The organism is Rhodoferax sp. (genome assembly GCF_018063565.1).
Taxonomy (GTDB): Bacteria; Pseudomonadota; Gammaproteobacteria; order Burkholderiales; family Burkholderiaceae_C; genus Rhodoferax.
This window is the reverse complement of the sequence record NZ_JAGPBB010000036.1, coordinates 1-17,051: the sequence shown is the minus strand read 5'-3', so window position 1 is coordinate 17,051 and position 17,051 is coordinate 1. Positions and strand designations below refer to the sequence as shown.

General features: G+C 61.6%; 12 protein-coding genes, 1 pseudogene and 1 riboswitch. Of the genes and pseudogenes, 4 read left to right on the top strand and 9 right to left on the bottom strand.

Features of this window, described 5'->3' with window-relative positions:
- Positions 1-44 precede the first annotated feature (44 nt).
- From KBF66_RS10170 to KBF66_RS10130, 9 genes are all read right to left on the bottom strand, one after another.
- Complete coding sequence (locus tag KBF66_RS10170) at positions 45-809, bottom strand: 4Fe-4S dicluster domain-containing protein (RefSeq protein WP_296655989.1); 765 nt, start codon at positions 807-809, stop codon at positions 45-47.
- A 7-nt stretch (positions 810-816) separates the two neighbouring features.
- Complete coding sequence (locus KBF66_RS10165; RefSeq protein ID WP_296655986.1) at positions 817-2,412, bottom strand: NADH-quinone oxidoreductase subunit C; 1,596 nt, start codon at positions 2,410-2,412, stop codon at positions 817-819.
- A gap of 1 nt (position 2,413) precedes the next feature.
- Positions 2,414-3,847 carry a proton-conducting transporter membrane subunit gene (locus tag KBF66_RS10160; protein ID WP_296655984.1) on the bottom strand — a complete coding sequence of 478 codons (1,434 nt, stop codon included), beginning with the start codon at positions 3,845-3,847 and terminating at the stop codon, positions 2,414-2,416.
- Positions 3,844-4,473: a hypothetical protein gene (locus KBF66_RS10155; protein WP_296655981.1), complete on the bottom strand. Its 630-nt coding sequence runs from the start codon at positions 4,471-4,473 to the stop codon at positions 3,844-3,846. Before KBF66_RS10155 ends, KBF66_RS10160 begins: the two co-directional genes overlap by 4 nt.
- The gene (locus KBF66_RS10150) at positions 4,470-5,402 is read right to left on the bottom strand and encodes an NADH-quinone oxidoreductase subunit H (protein ID WP_296655979.1); all 933 of its coding nucleotides are present in this window, start codon (positions 5,400-5,402) and stop codon (positions 4,470-4,472) included. The genes KBF66_RS10155 and KBF66_RS10150 overlap by 4 nt, the downstream gene beginning before the upstream one ends.
- Complete coding sequence (locus tag KBF66_RS10145; protein ID WP_296655976.1) at positions 5,399-7,414, bottom strand: proton-conducting transporter membrane subunit; 2,016 nt, start codon at positions 7,412-7,414, stop codon at positions 5,399-5,401. Before KBF66_RS10145 ends, KBF66_RS10150 begins: the two co-directional genes overlap by 4 nt.
- Before the next feature lie 226 nt (positions 7,415-7,640).
- Positions 7,641-8,285, bottom strand: coding sequence for an ABC transporter ATP-binding protein (locus KBF66_RS10140; RefSeq protein WP_296655974.1), 645 nt, complete (start codon positions 8,283-8,285; stop codon positions 7,641-7,643).
- On the bottom strand, positions 8,278-9,912 hold the full coding sequence (locus tag KBF66_RS10135; protein WP_296655972.1) for an iron ABC transporter permease: 1,635 nt from the start codon (positions 9,910-9,912) through the stop codon (positions 8,278-8,280). The genes KBF66_RS10140 and KBF66_RS10135 overlap by 8 nt, the downstream gene beginning before the upstream one ends.
- Before the next feature lie 78 nt (positions 9,913-9,990).
- A complete protein-coding gene (locus KBF66_RS10130) occupies positions 9,991-10,968 on the bottom strand; it encodes a thiamine ABC transporter substrate-binding protein (RefSeq protein WP_296655970.1) in 978 nt (325 codons plus the stop codon).
- 63 nt (positions 10,969-11,031) lie between these two features.
- Positions 11,032-11,128, bottom strand: a riboswitch (TPP riboswitch).
- Between the two features lie 127 nt (positions 11,129-11,255).
- Between KBF66_RS10130 and KBF66_RS10125 the strand changes: the two genes are divergently transcribed.
- From KBF66_RS10125 to KBF66_RS10110, 4 genes and pseudogenes are all read left to right on the top strand, one after another.
- Positions 11,256-12,893 carry an ABC transporter transmembrane domain-containing protein gene (locus KBF66_RS10125; protein ID WP_296655968.1) on the top strand — a complete coding sequence of 546 codons (1,638 nt, stop codon included), beginning with the start codon at positions 11,256-11,258 and terminating at the stop codon, positions 12,891-12,893.
- On the top strand, positions 12,890-15,061 hold the full coding sequence (locus KBF66_RS10120; protein WP_296655965.1) for an ATP-binding cassette domain-containing protein: 2,172 nt from the start codon (positions 12,890-12,892) through the stop codon (positions 15,059-15,061). Before KBF66_RS10125 ends, KBF66_RS10120 begins: the two co-directional genes overlap by 4 nt.
- 17 nt (positions 15,062-15,078) lie before the next feature.
- Positions 15,079-16,422 carry an HlyD family type I secretion periplasmic adaptor subunit gene (locus KBF66_RS10115; RefSeq protein ID WP_296655963.1) on the top strand — a complete coding sequence of 448 codons (1,344 nt, stop codon included), beginning with the start codon at positions 15,079-15,081 and terminating at the stop codon, positions 16,420-16,422.
- A 34-nt stretch (positions 16,423-16,456) separates the two neighbouring features.
- Positions 16,457-17,051 (top strand): annotated as a pseudogene (locus KBF66_RS10110) (hypothetical protein); the annotation flags it as partial.

The window sequence follows — 17,051 nt, the reverse complement described above, 5'->3', positions numbered from 1 at the left end:
GTGACGCGGGCCAAATGCGCGCCATACGCGGCCCATTGCAACGCCTACCTCGCGATGCCCAGCAAATCCATGATGCCGCTGATAAAGGTCAGCGGGTGCGCCGGGCAACCGGGCACGTATAGGCTGGGTGGATACTTGTCGAGAAACTCGCGTCCCAAAGCCTCGCTTTGGGCAAATACACCACCCGAAATGGCGCATGCCCCCACGGCAATTACCAGCTTGGGCTCGGGCATCGCGTCCCAGCAGATCTGCAGGGCGTCCATCATGTTGCGGCTGATCGGGCCGGACAGCACCAGGCCGTCGGCATGGCGCGGGCTGGCGACGATGTCGATGCCGTAGCGGCCAATGTCAAAGTTCACGTTACCCCAGGCGTTGATTTCCATCTCGCAGCCATTGCAGCCGCCGGCCGACACCGAACGCAGTTTGAGCGAGCGGCCAAAGCGCTTTTTCAGCTCGGCGCTGACCTTCAGGGGTTCGATGTTGGGGTGCATCGCGCTGACGGTGAGCGCCTCGCGGCGGGTGGCGCAGATTTTCACATCGTTCGTAAAGCTGATTTTGCCCGACGGGCACACCGTTGCGCAGTCGCCGCACAGCACGCAGCGGCCCAGGTCAAACACCACCGGATCGCGGTCCATCGGGCTGAGCATCACCGCCTGATTCGGGCACACTTCGGCACAGGCCATGCAGCCGCTCGCGCAAGGCACATCGACAATTTGCGGTTTGCCGCGAAAGCCGCCAGGTTGCGCGGCGTACAGGTCAGGGATGTACTGTGTGCCCTGGGACTTACGAACGGCGATGCTTTTGAACATGGGTGGCCTACAAATCGTTGCCGCAGTAAGACAAATCGAAACTCTTGTTGCAGATGGGAAAGTCTGAAATCGCCTGATTGCGCAGCGCCCACGCCAGGCCAAACCAGTTGGCCAGCGACGGGTCTTGCACCTTGGCGTGAATCAGCTGGCCCGCCGCGTCGGATTCAAGGGCCAGCATCACTGGGCCGCGCACGCCTTCGACCAGCGACACGCACAGTGCGTTGGGTTGCAGCGCCCAGGGGTGGTGGGACGCATCGGGCACTGGGGCATGGCTTGCTCCAGGCGAGCCGCTTTGGGCGCCCTGGCTGTTGGGCGCGAAGGACTTCGCTGCGTGCGGGTCGGGTGTCTGGGTCAAATCCAGTGAGATGTCGGACAGCCGGTCGATCAGCCACTGCGCGCTGATTTCCGCCTCATTCATGCGCTGCAGCGTGCGCGCCCAGCAGTCACCGCTGGTGTGCGCCAGCGGCTGGGTCGGGTACTGGGCGTAAAAAGCACCGGGCAAGGCGTGGCGCAGGTCCAGCGCCACGCCACTGGCGCGCGCCACCACACCGTTCAACCCGATGTCGCGTGCGGCTTGTGTGCTGACCACCCCCACCCCCTGAAAACGCGCCTGTGCCGTGCGACTGGTGCGCAGCAGCGCGTTGGCTTGCTGAAAATGCGGCAGAAAGGCACGCAGCGTGGTCAGCAGGTCTTGCCGCAGGGCATCACCGACGGGTTTGGCGCTGCCTGCGCGAATCCAGCCGCGGCCAAATCGGTTGCCACTGACGCGCTGACTGGCGTTGATGATGGCGGTGCGCAGCCGTCCATAGGTGGCAGCGGGCTGCAAATAGGCGATGTCGGTCGCCAGGCCATTCAGGGTGGCGAGGTGGATGGCGAGCCGCTCCATCTCTAAACCAATAGCGCGTGACGCAAGCGTAGCGAGCGCTACAGGCCGATTTGCCATAGATTCCAGCGCACTGGCGAAAGCGCAGGCGTAGGCCACCGCTGAGTCGCCAACGATGGATTCCACCAGCGGCATCAGGCGCTGCGGCGTCTTGCGCAGTAGCAGTGCCTCGACACCGCGATGCTGGTAACCCAATTGAATTTCAAGATGGTGCACCTGTTCGCCATGGCACATGAAGCGAAAGTGGCCTGGCTCGATCACCCCGGCGTGGATCGGGCCGACACCCACCTCGTGCACCTCGGCTCCGCGCACCTTGAAAAACGGGTAGTCAGCCATCTGCTGCTGGCGCGCCCCTTCAAACCGCACCGGTTTCAGCCAGGGGTGGCCATCGGGCAACAGGCCGGTTTGCTCCCACAGCTCGCGCTCGTAAATCTGCGCGGCGGGAAAATCCGGTGTCAGGCTGGGGTAGTGTGCAGCGGGTGCCGCATGGCCGCGCAACACGCGCAGCGGCTCACCCGGTGCTAACAACACCGCCGTGACAAACACCCCCGCCGGCTCATCGGCACGCGCGCTGCGGCCAAACCATGAAATAAGATGAAAATTGGCCTCGAGCCCTTTTCTTGCCTGCGCTACCAGCTCTTCTATTGGCAGTAAATCGAGGACCATCAAATCGCGTTGCAGCCATGGCTGCAGAGGCGTGGCGGTGGTGTGGTGCGTCATGTCAACCCCCAATCGACACCGCCACGGCGCGCAGCAGGTCGGTGAACACATCGGGCGTGTAGGTGCCCAGCATCACCAGCACCGCCACAAACCCCAGCTTGGGCAGCAGCGTGAACCACGACTGGGGTGGCGCGGTGACCTGTACCTTGGGTTGGCCCCACAGCATCGGGAACACGGTGCGCCCGGTGGCGACAAAAATCACCGTCAGCATCACACACATCAGCGTGAACGCCATCAAATTGCCGGCTTGCACGATGCCTGAGAGGATCAGCATCTCGGCCAAAAAGCTGGCAAACGGCGGAAACCCCAACAGCGCAAAAATCCCCAGCGTGAACAGCAGCCCGGCCAGCGGCAGCGTGCGAATCACGCCACTCAAGGGGCCGACCTCGTGTGTACCGTACACCGAGCGCATCCGTCCAGCAGTCAGGAACAGCAGGGTTTTGACAAACGCGTTGCTGACGATGTACAGCACCACGCCGTAAGCCGCCGCCTTGCCAACTGACAAACCCAGCGCAATCACGCCCGACGAGCTGACGCAGGCATAGGCAATCAGCCGCTTGTAGTTGCTGCTGGCCATGATCTGCACGGCGGCCACCACCAGCGACAGATAGCCCATCACCAGCAGTTCCTGCGAGATAAAGTTGGCCTGCAGCCCGTGAAAAATTTGCAGGATGCGAAACACCGCCACCATACTGATATTGAACTGGATCGACGACAGCATGGCGCTGGTCGTGGTGGGCGCGGCCTCGTAGGTCTCGGGCAGCCAACCGTACAGCGGTGCCAGCCCGAGCTTGCTACCCAGGCCAAACAACATGAATGACAAACCCAGGTGCTGCCAGGCATCGGGCGCGTGGGTGAGCGAAGCGCCCAACTGGTCGACCATGAAGTTGATATCCACCCCGCGCACATTGGCCGATTGCGTCAGGCACATGAAGCCCAAAAACGCAATCGCCAGCGACATTGAGGAATACAGCATGTAGCGCCACGCTACCGCACGCGGGTTGGCCACCTCGCCGCGCGCCACCAGCGGCGCGGCGCACAGCGTGCTGATTTCGATCAGCGCCCACAGCAGCACCAGATGGTTGGCCATCAATCCGACGTTGATCACCGCCATCATCAAGAGCATCAGCGCAGAGCGCGAGCGGATGTCCTGCATCAGCGCCGGGGTGTTGCGCTCGCGCGAGTACAGGTACACACAAATGCCCAGAAACACCGTGTTGATGACCACAATGAACAGCAGCGAGGTGGCATCGAGAACCAGGTAGCGGTTGGCAAAATAGACCGGCAGCTCAGCCAGGGGGAAGCGAACAAACACCCCGATGGCCGCCAGCCACATCAGCGCCGCCGCACCCACCAGCGCTGGAGCGACCCAGCGGGTACCGGCACCCTCGGCTTCTATAGAAGCCGAGGGTGCTTCTACTGTAGTAGCTATCATCGCTCGTCTCCCTTGGGCTGCAGGGCCAAATCGCTTGCAACATGCTGTCCCCGGATCAGCCAGCTTCCCACCGCCACAGTGCCCACGTACACCCCGCTGACAGCGATGTGCACCGGCAGCGGCCAAGGCTGCGGCATCAGCGATTCAAACAGCGCCAGCGCGTTTTCCATGAACAGCAGCGCCACCAGTTGCGCCACGGGCTGGTGGTTGGTGGCCAGTACCAAAAAGGCGATCGTCACCGTCGCTGCCGTCACGCCCAGCGTGAGCGCACGCAAGTCGGCGCGTGCTCCGTCACCAAACTGGAACGCCAGAATGATCAGCGCCACAGCGGCACCCCAGGCAAACAAATTTGAAGGCATCACCTCCAGCTCGGCGGCCGGCGTGGTTTTTAAGGTGCAGCGCAGCAAGTGGGGCACCAGCCAGGCGCGGATCAGCAAAATCTCCAGCCCGGCCGCTGCCGCATGCACATCCAGTTCCTGGTGCTGGTTGAGCGTCAGCCAGCCCAAGGCCAGCGCCTGCAGGCTCAGCCAGGTCGGCGTGTGAGCGAGTCGGCCAAAAAACACCGGAATCACCGTGGCCAGCAGGCAGGCGATCAACGCCAGCGTCGGGTTGTTGGCCACATTCATAAGCCGCCCCCGGTCACGCCCACCACGGCCGCGGCCAGCAAAGTGAGCCAGCCCGCGACCCAGACATAGCCGGTCACCCACTTGAGCGGCAAGCGCGCCATCAGCGACTCGAAACAACCCACCACCAGGGCCACGGCCAGCATCAGGCCGATTGACGTGGCAATCGCCGCCAGAGGTGCGACCAACGGGTCAAACGGGTTGAGCAAGGTGGCGATCAGCCCGGCATACAGCGTGAGCTTGAGGCCAGCGGCGTATTGCATGGCAGCTAAATCGGGGCCGCTGTGGTCGAGGATCATCACCTCGTGAATCATGGTCAGTTCCAGGTGCGTCTGCGGGTCATCCACCGGCACCCGGGCGGCTTCGGTTTGCAGCAGGATCAGTAGCGCCAAGGTCAGCGGCAGCACGATCAGTGCGTAATACGGTGTGTGGTGCAGGTGCCCCAGCAGGTCGGCAAAACTGCTCAAACCGGTGGCGGCACTGAGTGTGCCCAGCAGCAAGAACAGCGCCGGTTCGGCAAACGCGCCAAACATCGCTTCGCGCGCCGCGCCCATGCCTTCAAACGGGCTGCCCACGTCCATCGCGGCCAGCATCAGCACCAGGCGCGCCAGCCCAAGCGTATAGGCCATGGCGACAAAGTCATGCGCAAACGATAGTGGTGCAAACTGACCCAAAAGGGGCGCAAACCCCATCGCCAGCAGACTACAGGCCAGCACCACCCAGGCGCTGGCGCGAAACAGTGGCGTGGCGGTGTGGCTGACCACCGGCCGTTTACGCAGCAGGCGGCGCAGGTCGTGAAAGGATTGCAGCAGCCCTGGCCCCTGGCGCGCCGCCCACCAGGATTTGGTGCGGTTGATCACCCCGACCAGCAAAAACGGCATCCCCAGCACCAGGGCGATGTGTGCCAGCGTCAACCAGACCGGCGCGCTCATGGCAACGCCCCTTGCGACAGCACCACCAATGCGGCAATGGCCACCACTGCCGCCAACCCCAGCGCGAACCCCAGGCGCGGGTCGTCTTCATGCATCAACCGGGAGATCAGCCCCGCCGACTGGTCGCCTTGACCAATCACGTTATAGAGCCGGCGCTCCACGGCATCGACGCAATGGGTGACCACATAGGCATCGTCAGGAAAATAGCCAATCGGCGCCTTCTGCCGTTTGAGCAGCACCAGCGCGCCGTCGTAGTTGTGCGCAAAGTCTTTGGCAAAACTGCTGGCTGTGTATTGCAGCCGTGCGCTGCCTGCCGTGTACCCGCAGCCCCAGGTGGCGCCACTGGCGGCTGGATTGCGCTGCCACAGCCGGTGCGCCAACCACAGCAAGGCCATGCCCGCCGCCACCGCCAGCGAGATGAATCCGACCCGCTGTAGCACCGCTTGCAAGTTCGCCATGGCCGCTTCCACCTGAGCCACATCGGCATGGTTCATGGCCTGCAAAAACAGCCGGGTCGGTGCCGCCACCATCGCCAGCCCAAGCACCGGCAGCAGCCCCAGCAGCACCGTTCCAGCGGTGTGAATCAGCAGGGGCGCCAGCATCCAGCCGCTGGGCTCAACACCCGGCGGCAGCGTGTCGTCGCGCGAGTTGCCCATAAAAATCACGCCATAAGCACGCGTGATCGACAGTGCCGACACCGCGCCGACAAACGCCAGCAGCGTGGCCATGCCGCCCAGCAGCAGCTTGACCCAGACACTCAAGGCATCGCCCGTGAACAGCCCGCTGTAAATCAGGAACTCGCTGGCAAAGCCGTTGAACGGCGGCAGCGCCGAGATCGCCACACCGCCCACCAGAAAGCTCAAGGCGGTGAGCGGCATCAGTTTGGCCAGGCCGCCCAGACGCTCCAGGTCCACCCCGTGCTTGGCCTGATAAACGCATCCCGCCGCGTAAAACAATTGGCATTTAAAGAACGCGTGGTTCAGCACATGCAACAGGCCCCCAGCATAGCCCAGCGCCACCAGACTGGGCACGTCCCACGCCTGGCCCAACAGGCCGACGCCAAAACCAATGCCGGCAATGCCGACGTTCTCGGTGCTGGAATAACCCAGCAGCCGTTTCAGGTCGCGCTGGCCTACGGTGTAGAGCCCGCCAATCACCGCCGAAGTGGCTGAGAACGCCAGCAGCAGCCAGCCCATCCAAGCATCGGGCTTGCCCTGAATCAGCAAAAAGTGCAGCAGCGCAAACAGCCCGGCCTTGTGGATCACACCTGACATCAGCGCGCTCACATTGGCCGGTGCTGCCGCATGTGCGCGTGGCAGCCACGAGTGAAACGGAAAAAACGCAGACTTTAGGCCAAAACTGGTCAGCAGCAGCAAAAACACCATGTTGCGCACCGTGCCGGGGTGCCCGCGCATCCAGTCGCCAAAGTCGTCCAGGTACCAGCTTTGCGTCTGGGTGTACAAAATCATGAACGCCGCCACCAAGAAAATCAGCCCGATGTGGGTCGATACCAGGTAGTTGAAGCCGGCAAAGCGAACTTTCTGGTTGCTGTAGTCCCAGATCACCAGCAGCCAGGCGGACAGTGCCGCCACCTCCCAGCCCATTAAAAACGTCACCGCGTGCTCACCGGTATAGACCAGGATGAACGACAGTGAAATCATGTTGAGCAGGCCAAAATGCACGCCGACATGTCGCGGACTGTCGAAATATTTTCGCAAATACCCCACCGCATACACCGCGCCGAGCAGCGTCATGGGTAGCGACCAGCTTAAAAAGAAGGCACCCAGGGCGTCCAGTCTGAAATGCATCTCTCCAATCGGGTGACTCCACGGCATCTCCAGCGTCAGCGCCGGTGCGCCCAGCAGCACCGGAATCACCGCGGACCAGACCAGCAAGGTCGCCGCAGCCTGCGACAACAGACCGAAACTGGCACGCAGCCGGTTACGCACCGGCAAGAGGCACAGCGCGCCGCCCGCCAACAGCAGCCAGACGGCCCAGACCAGCGGCTGCATCAGGCTTGTCCGAAAGCGGCGAAAGACAAGAGAAAAAGGGATTTAAGTGATTTCATGAGGACTCCACGTATCGTAAGAAAAGCCGGAACAAGGGCTCAGTCAACGTGAGGAGGTCCGCAATGGCGCAGCCGCATGTCGAAATGACGGCGCTTGGAGGGCGCAAGCGTCAGTCCGTGGGAAAACATGCGGTGCTGATTCAACATGAGGGACTTGATTTTACGCAAACTTAGTCCACGCTCTGAAGCCCACCCTCCTCCAGTCGCACCGCGCGGTCTGCCATGACGCGTGCCTCCGCTTCGTCGTGCGTCACCAACAAGGTGGCCATCCCGGCGGCTCGAATGCGGTTTCGAAACTCCGCCCGCAGTGCCACCCGCCGTTCGGTGTCCAGGGCCGAGAACGGTTCATCCAGCAACAAGGCACGCGGGCGTGTGATAAGGGCACGCGCCAGCGCCACGCGCTGCTGCTCACCGCCAGAGAGGTTCCACACCCGCCGTGCCGCCAACTGGGCCAGACCAAACAGCTCCAGCATTTGCAAGGCCTGTGCCCGCGCATGGGCGCGCGGCACTCGCTGCTCCACCAGACCAAAGGCCACGTTGTCCTGCACGTTCAGATGAGGAAACAGGGCGAACTCCTGAAACATCAGGGAAAAACCACGTCGCTCTGGCGGCAGCGCGGTGATGTCGACACCATCCAGCCAGACACTGCCCGCATCGGGCGGCTGCAAGCCCGCAATGATGCTGAGCAGTGTGCTCTTGCCACTTCCGGACGGCCCCAGCAACGCCACAATCTCGCCTGCGGCCACCTGCAAATTCACGTTGTGCAGCGAATGCTGGTGGTCATACTGCTGGCAGATGTCGCGCAATTCAAGCATGTTGCGCGGGCCACTGAGCTTGGGGTTGCGATCTTGGGGGCGGCACGCGCGCCGCCCCCTGCTGAGGCGTTGGCCACTCGATCAGCAAAAATGCCAGCAGTGCCAAAACCATCAACACGCAGGCCAGCACCATGGCCGCGTCCAGGTTGGTCTGCCCTGCGCGACCCAGGCGCTGATAAATCAGCGTGGTGAGTGTGGCCCACTCAGGTCGAGACAAAAACAGGGTCACGGCAAATTCTCCCAAGGCGGTGGCGGCTGCAAACGCCATGCCTCGGCGCATGGCGGGCGCCAGCAGCGGCAAGCTCACGCGCCAGAAGCAGCGCCACGGACTGGCACCCAGGGTGCGAGCGACCTGTGTCAATGGTGGGGGCAGGCTGTCGAGCCCCGCCACCAGAGCTTTGGCAACAAATGGATACGCCAACACCGCATACGCCAGCAGCAACAGCGGCAGGCTGGCGGTCCAGGACGGGTACAACAAGAGCAAGCCAAAGGCGACTGTCACCGGTGACACCACAAAAGGCAAAAAAACCAATGCCCGCCACAGCAGGGAGGTACGCAGCGCCAGCGCATGCAAGACACCCAGCAGCGTGGCCAATACCAGTGCCGCTGCTGAAAAACGCAGCGTGTTCCCCAAAGCCACCCACATTTCTGAGTCAAATATGCCATTAGCGCCCTGATACAGGGCACTCAATGCCTTTACAAATATAGCAAATATCGGCAAGGCGGAAACCCAGAACAGCACCAGCAACGTGCCTGCGACCGCCAGCCATTGACGCCAGCCACAGGGTTGCACACGTGCCACTGGCGCGATTCGCACCGGGGCCGCCAGCCTTTTTTCAAGCATCGCATACGCCAGTGCCACGCCGCCCGTGAGCAGCAGGGTCCACAATGCCAGCACACTGGCCTGTCCCAATTGCAGCTCGTGGGCCACCAGTGTGTAAATTTCAACCTCCACCGTGGCATAGCGCTGGCCCCCCAATACCAGCGCCAGACCAAAACCGGAAAAACAATACAAAAATACCAGGCACAGGCTGGCCATGAGCCAGGGCGCAATGCCGGGCCACTCGACCCGCCAGAACGCGCGCCATCGGGTGGCACCCAAAGATCGGGCTGCCGCCAACTGGTGGGCGTTCACCTGAGCCAGCGCATCCACCCCGGCCCGTACCACCAGGCACAGGTTAAAAAACAGGTTGCCATACAGCAGCAGCCACGGTGTGTCTTGCAGGTTGATGCCCAGAGCGCTGCTGATCAGTCCGCGCGGCCCCCACAAAGCCAGCACCCCCAGCGCTGCCACCAGCGTCGGCACCACAAATGGCAACATCAACAAACGCAGCACCACGGTGCGCCCGGCAAACTCAAAACGTGCCAGCACCCAGGCCAGGGGCAGTCCCAGCAGCAGCGCCAGCACGCAGGTGATGGCGGCCTGCGCCAGCGACCAGAGGACCCGCCCACGCAGATAGGCGTCGTGCCAGGGTTGCCAGATTGACCAGTCACCCGGCGCATTGAATTCGCCCGACAGACCAGCCCAGCCCAGGCGTGCGACCGGTGCCAGCAACAACCAACCCAACACGGCCATGGGCAACAACGCCAGCCCGAGCCCACGCCAGCGGGTCAACCACAAGTTCATAACACCCACCCGCCTGGTGCGGGATCAACATCCGCCTGAACTCGGACAGCAAGCACCTGCAGGTTTGCCATGTGCAAGCTACTTCAGCACCACCTGGGTCCAGCGGGCAACCCATTTGGCACCGTTGTCAGCGATGGCCTGCTCGGACATGCTCTCAAAATGCTCGGGTGCTGCGGCGTGCTGTAGTGCCGGAGCCAGAGGGGTGCCCGCTTGCACGGGGTACATCCACATCTCGGTTTGCAAGGCCTGTTGAACCGGGCGGGACAGCATGAAGTCCACAAACTTCAGCGCCGCCTGGCGTTGCGCCCCGCCCTTGATCAGGGCCACACCTTCGGTCTGCTTAAACACGCCACCCTTGAGCGTCAGACTCCCGGTGGGTGCCTGAGTGCGCTTTTCTTTGGCGTAAAACACTTCGGCGGCCGGGCTGGTGGCATAACCTACCACCAGTGGCTGTGACCCGCCGCCGCGGGTGAACTGCGTGTAGTAGGCCTCGCTCCAGCCCTTGGCGGTTTTCAAACCATTGGTGCGCATCTGACCCCACCACTGAAAGGCCGCTTCTTCGCCCAGCCCGGCAATGGTCGCCAGCAAAAAGGCATAGCCCGCGCTGCTGGTCGCCGGGTTGGGCACCACCAACGCATCCTTATAGGCAGGCTGGGTCAGATCATGCAGGGTTTTGGGCAAGGTCATGCCCCGCTGCGCAATGGCGGTCTTGTCAAAGTTGATGCTGACAAATCCGAAATCCACCGGGGTCAGTTTGCCGTCCAGCACACCGGCCGCCTGCGCCTTGGCCGCCAGGGTGTTGTCGATGCCAAACACCACGTCCGCCACCGGGTTGGCACGGGTCAGGATCAGCTTGTTGAGCATTTCACCCGCATTGCCACCCTTGAGAATGCTCAGCGTCACGCCCGTGTCCTGTTCAAACTGCGCCAGCAGGAGTTTGGGCAGGGCAAATGAGCCGTGGACCATGACACGCAAAGTGTCTGCCGCCTGCACGGGTGCAGACCACAGAAACGCAAGGCAAGTGGCCGATGCAAAGGGGAAAAAACGACGCTTCATGGCAAGCCTTTCAGAGCACCAACGCATCAAGCGCGCGGTACAAGGTTTGCCGACAAGCGTTCGAACCCAAAACCTTCACGCTCCCTACGCTGGCATGATCCAGATCAGGTATGGGGACTTTCTCAGCCCGCCAAAGAAGCGGACACCCCCGGTGAGGTGCTGATTCTAGGCGTCATGTTGTACCCGCCACGAAGGATCAGCCAGAGCCAAGTCGTTTGCTATGTTTTTAGGCTATTCTCACGGAGAATCCCGGATCGTCCGCCAACGCAATCAACGCCCTGAGACCTATGCCTGCATCACTCGCCTCGCCTATTTCACGAGTTGGCAAACCGCAAGCGTTTGCGCTCCTGCGCCCCGACGTTTTTGTTGTTTCTCTGGTCATGCACCTGCTGGGACTGGCATTGCCGCTGGCCTTGCTGCAGATCTATGACCGAATATTGCCTTCTCAGGCTTACGGTACGGCGACCTTTCTCATCGCCGGTGTGGGTATTGCCATTGTCTTGGAGGCGATTCTGCGGTATGGCCGTCTGGCGATTTTCGCCAAGCTTGGGGCACGGTATGAGGCGATGACAACCATGGCCGCACTGGAGCGCCTCCAGCACGCCGATATCGGTGCTGTCGAACGTCGTGGCCCTGCTGCCATCAGTGATGCCCTTCGCGCCATCGGCCACGTGCGTGACTTCTGGTCAGGTCAGGCGGGCGCTGCGCTCTATGAACTTCCGTTTGTCGCGCTTTACCTTGTACTGATTGCCTACATCGGCGGCTGGCTCGCCGTCATACCGCTGGCGCTGTTTGTTCTGGCGCTGGGGTTTGCCGTGAAGTGGAACCCGGAGATCAAACGTCTGGCATCCGCAGTTGAGCATGAATCCCGGCAGCGCCAGGATTTTGCCTGGACATTGTTCGGTGCACTGGCTTACTTCAAGGCCACAGGTGCCGAAGCCAGTTTGACCGGAATTTGGCGCGGGATCAATGTGCGATCAATGTCGGTGAATGCCGAACTGGAAACAAGACTTGGCTGGGTACGCGAAAACGCCGCTGCGATTGGTCAGCTATCAACGGTGCTGATCGTCAGCTTTGGCGCGATGGAAGTCATGGACGGAGGACTGACAACCGGTGCCCTGGCGGCCTGCACCATGCTGGCCGGGCGATCGATTGGCCCGGCGATGGCCAGCCTTGGTTATTGGTCCCAATTAGCCCGCATCGGGGAATCTCAAAAAATGGTCGATGATCTGTTGGATCTACCAGATGCGCCGACTTTCAGGGTTGAGCCCGGGCAACCTGGCCCGGTGGTAAAACTTGGGCAACTGCGTATCGACGCGCCAGATCTTCTGGCAGCGCCGGCCGTCCTTGCGCCGGGTGAAATTGTGCACATCGATACCAGCGAAACGCCATTGGCCTCGCGTTTGCTGAGCGCCATCGCTGGGCTGAGTCAGGATGATGGCATTCGGGTCGAGCTGGATGGCGTCGATCTGGACAAGTACAACCATGACGACTATCGGCGCGCCGTGATGCTGGTGACCCGTCAGCTGGCGTTGGTGCCGGGTTCGATACTGAACAACCTGACCCTGTACGATCCTCGCTACAACGCCCAGGTCACACCGCTGTGCGAAGCGCTGGGGTTGCAGGCACATATTGACAAACTCAAGAACGGTGTGCTCACGGAGGTTGGCCCGGCCAACGCCGAACAGATTGACGAAGGCATCTACCAGCGCATCGCCATCGTCCGCGCGCTGCTTCGCCAGCCGCGAATTCTGCTGCTTGACCATGCGGCAAGTGGCCTGGACATCGACGGGGTCAAACGTCTGGCGGCTTACCTCCAGACCCTGCGTGGCAAAACCACCGTGCTGATCGCCACCTACAAGGAACCCCTGATCGCTGCGTGTACCTGCTCGCTGGCGCTCAAAAGTCAGGGAGGTGAGCAATGAACAACGCGCATCCAACCGCAAGTTTCGCCAGCGAATCCTCGCGGATCGCAGCCATCAATGCCGTCATCGGGGAACCCCGCCTGGCCAGCTCACCCCTGGCGCGTTGTATTGCACCACTGCTGGTCGTGCTCAACTGGCTGGGTGCGCCGCGGCGGCTGCTTGCGGGCTTGCCATCCAGGGACAACGCGCTGGGTGTTGAGGGCCTCGCTGGGCTGCTTGGCAGCCAGGGTTTACGAATGCGCCAATTGCGCTGGGGTGAGTGGTCCGGTGGATTCGACACTTTGCCCACCGGCAGCATTGTTGAAGCGGCTGGTCAGGCACGGGTCTACCTGGGTCGCTGTGACAACCAGGAGTGGTGGCACAACGGTGCAGTGGTTCTACAGTGCCCCGAACCCGGCCCGGCTGACACACTGTTGCTGATCGAACCCGACCCGACCTTTCAGCCGCTCGACGCACCGCAAGTTGGCTGGTTGGGCAAACTGCTGATGGTGGCGCGCCGCGAAGTTGGCGGTGTGCTGGTCGTCAGTTTGGCGGCCAACCTGTTGGCGCTGGCACTGTCACTTTTCACCATGTTTGTTTACAACATGGTGATACCCAGCGGTGCCACCGGTACGCTCTGGTCCATGGCGGCTGGTGCCACCCTTGCCGTCATCGGCGCCTGGGGGTTGCGTATGGCGCGGGTGAGCCTGGTTTCCCGGCTCACCGGATGGGCGGGAGCGCACATCAGCCATGTTGCCATGGGCAAGACGCTCGGACTCCCGCTTGAGGTATCGGCCCGGCTTGGCATCGAAAACAACCTGATCCGTCTACGTACTCTGGAGAGCACGCGCCAATGGTTCAGTGGGGCAAGCGGCGCAGTGAATGCCGACTATCCCTTCATCATCATCTTTCTCATCGTGATTGCCCTGCTTGGCGGGTGGATCGTCTTTGTCCCTGTGATCGGGCTGATGTTGTTTGCGCTGATCTCATGGCCGCTGGCGACCATGCTCAATGCCCGGGCAAATGCCGTCAGCCTTGTCTCCCGTCGCTTGGGCGAAATGATCAGTGTGCTGACCAGCCGGCTTCGCGCGTTGCGGGGGGTGCCAGGCACTGCCCTTTGGAACCGCCAGATCAGCGATCTGGTGGCGCAATCTGTGGCGCTTAACCGCGAATACGCCCTGGCCAACGCGCTGACGCAGACTGTCGGGCAAGCGCTGTCGATGCTGATTGTGCTGGCAACCATGGGCATGGGGATCGCGCTGGTGCTGGCACAGGACATGAGCACCGGCGGCCTGATTGCCACAATGATGCTGATCTGGCGAGTCACCACGCCAGCCCAGCAATTTTTCGCCAGCCAGGTCCGCGTGAAGCAACTGGTGGACTCCACACACCAGCTGGATCGCCTGCTGTCCACACCCGATGAGGCATCCAACCCGCAGCTGACCTCCACAGTGACCAGCCTGACACCCGCGCTGGAAGCCGATCGCCTGTACCACCGTTACAGTGCAGACCGCGAACCATCTCTTGCTGGAATCAGCTTCAAGCTTGAACCGGGTCAGATTCTGGCGGTTGTCGGCCCCAATGGCGCCGGAAAGAGTAGCTTGCTTGAAGTTCTTGCGGGCATACGCCCACCACAGAATGGCCGTGTGCGTATTGGAGGTCGCGACATTCGTCAGTTTGATCCGGTGGACTACCGTTCATGGCATGGCTACCTGCCTCAACAGATTCCGGCGCTGCCAATCACAGTGCGCGAGGCCATGACTTTGCGCCGACCTGTCAGTACCGACCGGGAACTGTTTGACGCACTTTGCCGCGTAGCGGGTGAGAAATGGTGGCAGTTTTTTAACGCCAGTTCCGCCGCTGCGGCCCTGGATGTCAGTATCGCGCCGTCGCGCGAAGACCGCGAGGCAACGCGGGGTCGGTTTATCGTGCGACTGGCCGCGTCGGTGCTGGGTGATCCACCACTGGTGCTGCTCGATGATCCGCTTGGCGACCGGGACCCGGCGCTCGACCCGCACCTGATGGTTCTACTGGATAGTTTACGTGGCCAAAGTACCGTCGTTTTGGCCACGCATCGCCCTGACCTGATTCAACGATGCGATCTGGTCGCCGTCCTCAACGACGGACAACTTGCCCATTTCGGCCCGGTCGCGACGCCAGAGTCTGTCGCGGCGCCAGCAAAAGTCTGATTTTCAAGGAACACGCCATGAGTCAAGTTTCCACACCCGACATTGTTACCATCGCTGCCGGTGATACGCGCACGCTTTCCAGCATTGACGCCCTGCTGGATGACCGTGGCCAGTCACGGACTTTGCGACATACCTTGATGGGTATCGTTGCTGGTGTCATCGTGCTGTTCGCTTGGGCCATGTTGGCCCAAGTTGACGAACTCGCCCGCGCACGCGGCGAAGTTCAGCCCGGTGGTCATGTGCAGGTGCTGCAAAGCCAGGAAGGCGGCACCATTGTCAAATTGCATGTCAAGGAGGGTGACAGTGTCAAAGTGGGCCAAGTCATCGCGGACTTTGCCACCACCGACATCGAAAAGCTCAGAACTCAGACTGACATCAAGCTCAACGCACTGGCCATTGATCGCGAGCGCATGCTGGCGGTGCTGGAAAGTCGCAAGCCCGATTTCGCCAGTTTTCAGCCGGAATACCCCATGCTGGTACAGCAGGCACTGATGACCTACCGGGAGCAGATTGCCAACCGCGACGCCGCCATTGCTGCGAAACGTGGCGAGGCCGGGCAGCAAAGTGCCTTGATCGGAGGGGCTGAGGAAAATCTGCCACTCATACAGCGCGAGATTCGGGAAGCCCAGGACCGCCTGCGTCGACTGGAAGAAGGGGCAAAGAAGGGTGTGGTGACCCAATTGGCCCTGAGCGATGCACGCCAGCAGGTCTCGTCACTTGAGGAACGACTGGCCGATACAACAGCCCGCACCGCTGGTATGCGCAGCACGGTGGGCGGCGTAGGCGCCGAAGTTGCCCGGGTGCGGGCCGAATTTAACCAGCAACTGAGCCAGGAGGTCAGCAAGGTGACCGAGCAACTGCGAGAACTTCAGGCAGAGCGCAAGGCACTGGAAGATCGGCAGGGCCGGATCGAAATCAAGGCACCTGTCACCGGAATCGTCATGAACCTGCCCCAAACCGCAGAAGGGGCCGTGGTGGCACCGGGTGGCGTGGTGGCAGAGATCGTACCGACCGGCATGGATATTGTGATGGAGGTCATGGTGCTGCCGCGCGACATTGGCTTCATCAAAGAGGGTCAGCGCGCCAGCGTCAAGCTTGACAGCTTTGACTCGGCACGCTTTGGCGCGGTGGAGGGGCATGTCAAACGCGTGGCACCCACTTCCACCAAGATGAAGGAAAACGGCGCGCCGTTTTACAAGGTCGAAGTGGCACTTGTCAAACCCTTTGTCGGCGCCGAGAACCACCGTCTGATGCCAGGCATGACCGGGGAGGCCGATATCGCCACCGGTCGCAAGTCGGTTATGCAGTACCTGCTGAAGCCGATATTCCTTGCTTCTGACACCGCCTTCCACGAGCGATAGCCACTCCCCTACTCTGTCCTTTCCGAGGTGAGCAATGGACAAAAAAAACACTGGTTTCACCAGATCCGACCTGACAGCTGAACAGCAGGCGATGCTTCTCAAAACCCGTGAGAAACCGCTTGGCAAGGTTGGCGAACCCATCGAAGGCGGCGAAATGGTTCCCATCGCCTGGGAAACGGGCATCAGCCCTGAGCCGATTCCCGCTTCGGACATTGAACCGGATGTGGCGGGTATCTCGACTAATGCTAATGCCAACGTCGATCCGGCCGCCTATGCGCCGGCCGGACCCGAGCGGACATTTCATACTGACGGCTCGCCTTCGCCACAATGTGAACCCGGAATCCCCCCTCAGTTATTGACACAGACAGGTACTGTTGCCCCTGGTCTTGTCAACATCGGCCCGCTGACACATGTGGATCTGGATGTCTCGGGCCCTTGGGTCGTGACGCCAAGCAATCAACCGCCGGTGACGCAGCCCCCGATCCACGTTGATCCGCCACAACCACCGCTGCCACATCCAACTCTGCCGCCCGTGGTCACACCACCACAGCAACCACCGTTGAACCAACCTCCGTTGCATGTGGATCCGCCCAAGCCACCGGTGGTACAACCACCGCTGCCTCATGTGG

What these genes read in the sequence shown, in the direction of transcription:
- KBF66_RS10170 (WP_296655989.1), bottom strand. Translation starts at nt 809, where the DNA reads ATGTTCAAAAGCATCGCCGTTCGTAAGTCCCAGGGCACACAGTACATC.
- KBF66_RS10165 (WP_296655986.1), bottom strand. Translation starts at nt 2,412, where the DNA reads ATGACGCACCACACCACCGCCACGCCTCTGCAGCCATGGCTGCAACGC.
- KBF66_RS10160 (WP_296655984.1), bottom strand. Translation starts at nt 3,847, where the DNA reads ATGATAGCTACTACAGTAGAAGCACCCTCGGCTTCTATAGAAGCCGAG.
- KBF66_RS10155 (WP_296655981.1), bottom strand. Translation starts at nt 4,473, where the DNA reads ATGAATGTGGCCAACAACCCGACGCTGGCGTTGATCGCCTGCCTGCTG.
- KBF66_RS10150 (WP_296655979.1), bottom strand. Translation starts at nt 5,402, where the DNA reads ATGAGCGCGCCGGTCTGGTTGACGCTGGCACACATCGCCCTGGTGCTG.
- KBF66_RS10145 (WP_296655976.1), bottom strand. Translation starts at nt 7,414, where the DNA reads ATGCAGCCGCTGGTCTGGGCCGTCTGGCTGCTGTTGGCGGGCGGCGCG.
- KBF66_RS10140 (WP_296655974.1), bottom strand. Translation starts at nt 8,285, where the DNA reads ATGCTTGAATTGCGCGACATCTGCCAGCAGTATGACCACCAGCATTCG.
- KBF66_RS10135 (WP_296655972.1), bottom strand. Translation starts at nt 9,912, where the DNA reads ATGAACTTGTGGTTGACCCGCTGGCGTGGGCTCGGGCTGGCGTTGTTG.
- KBF66_RS10130 (WP_296655970.1), bottom strand. Translation starts at nt 10,968, where the DNA reads ATGAAGCGTCGTTTTTTCCCCTTTGCATCGGCCACTTGCCTTGCGTTT.
- KBF66_RS10125 (WP_296655968.1), top strand. Translation starts at nt 11,256, where the DNA reads ATGCCTGCATCACTCGCCTCGCCTATTTCACGAGTTGGCAAACCGCAA.
- KBF66_RS10120 (WP_296655965.1), top strand. Translation starts at nt 12,890, where the DNA reads ATGAACAACGCGCATCCAACCGCAAGTTTCGCCAGCGAATCCTCGCGG.
- KBF66_RS10115 (WP_296655963.1), top strand. Translation starts at nt 15,079, where the DNA reads ATGAGTCAAGTTTCCACACCCGACATTGTTACCATCGCTGCCGGTGAT.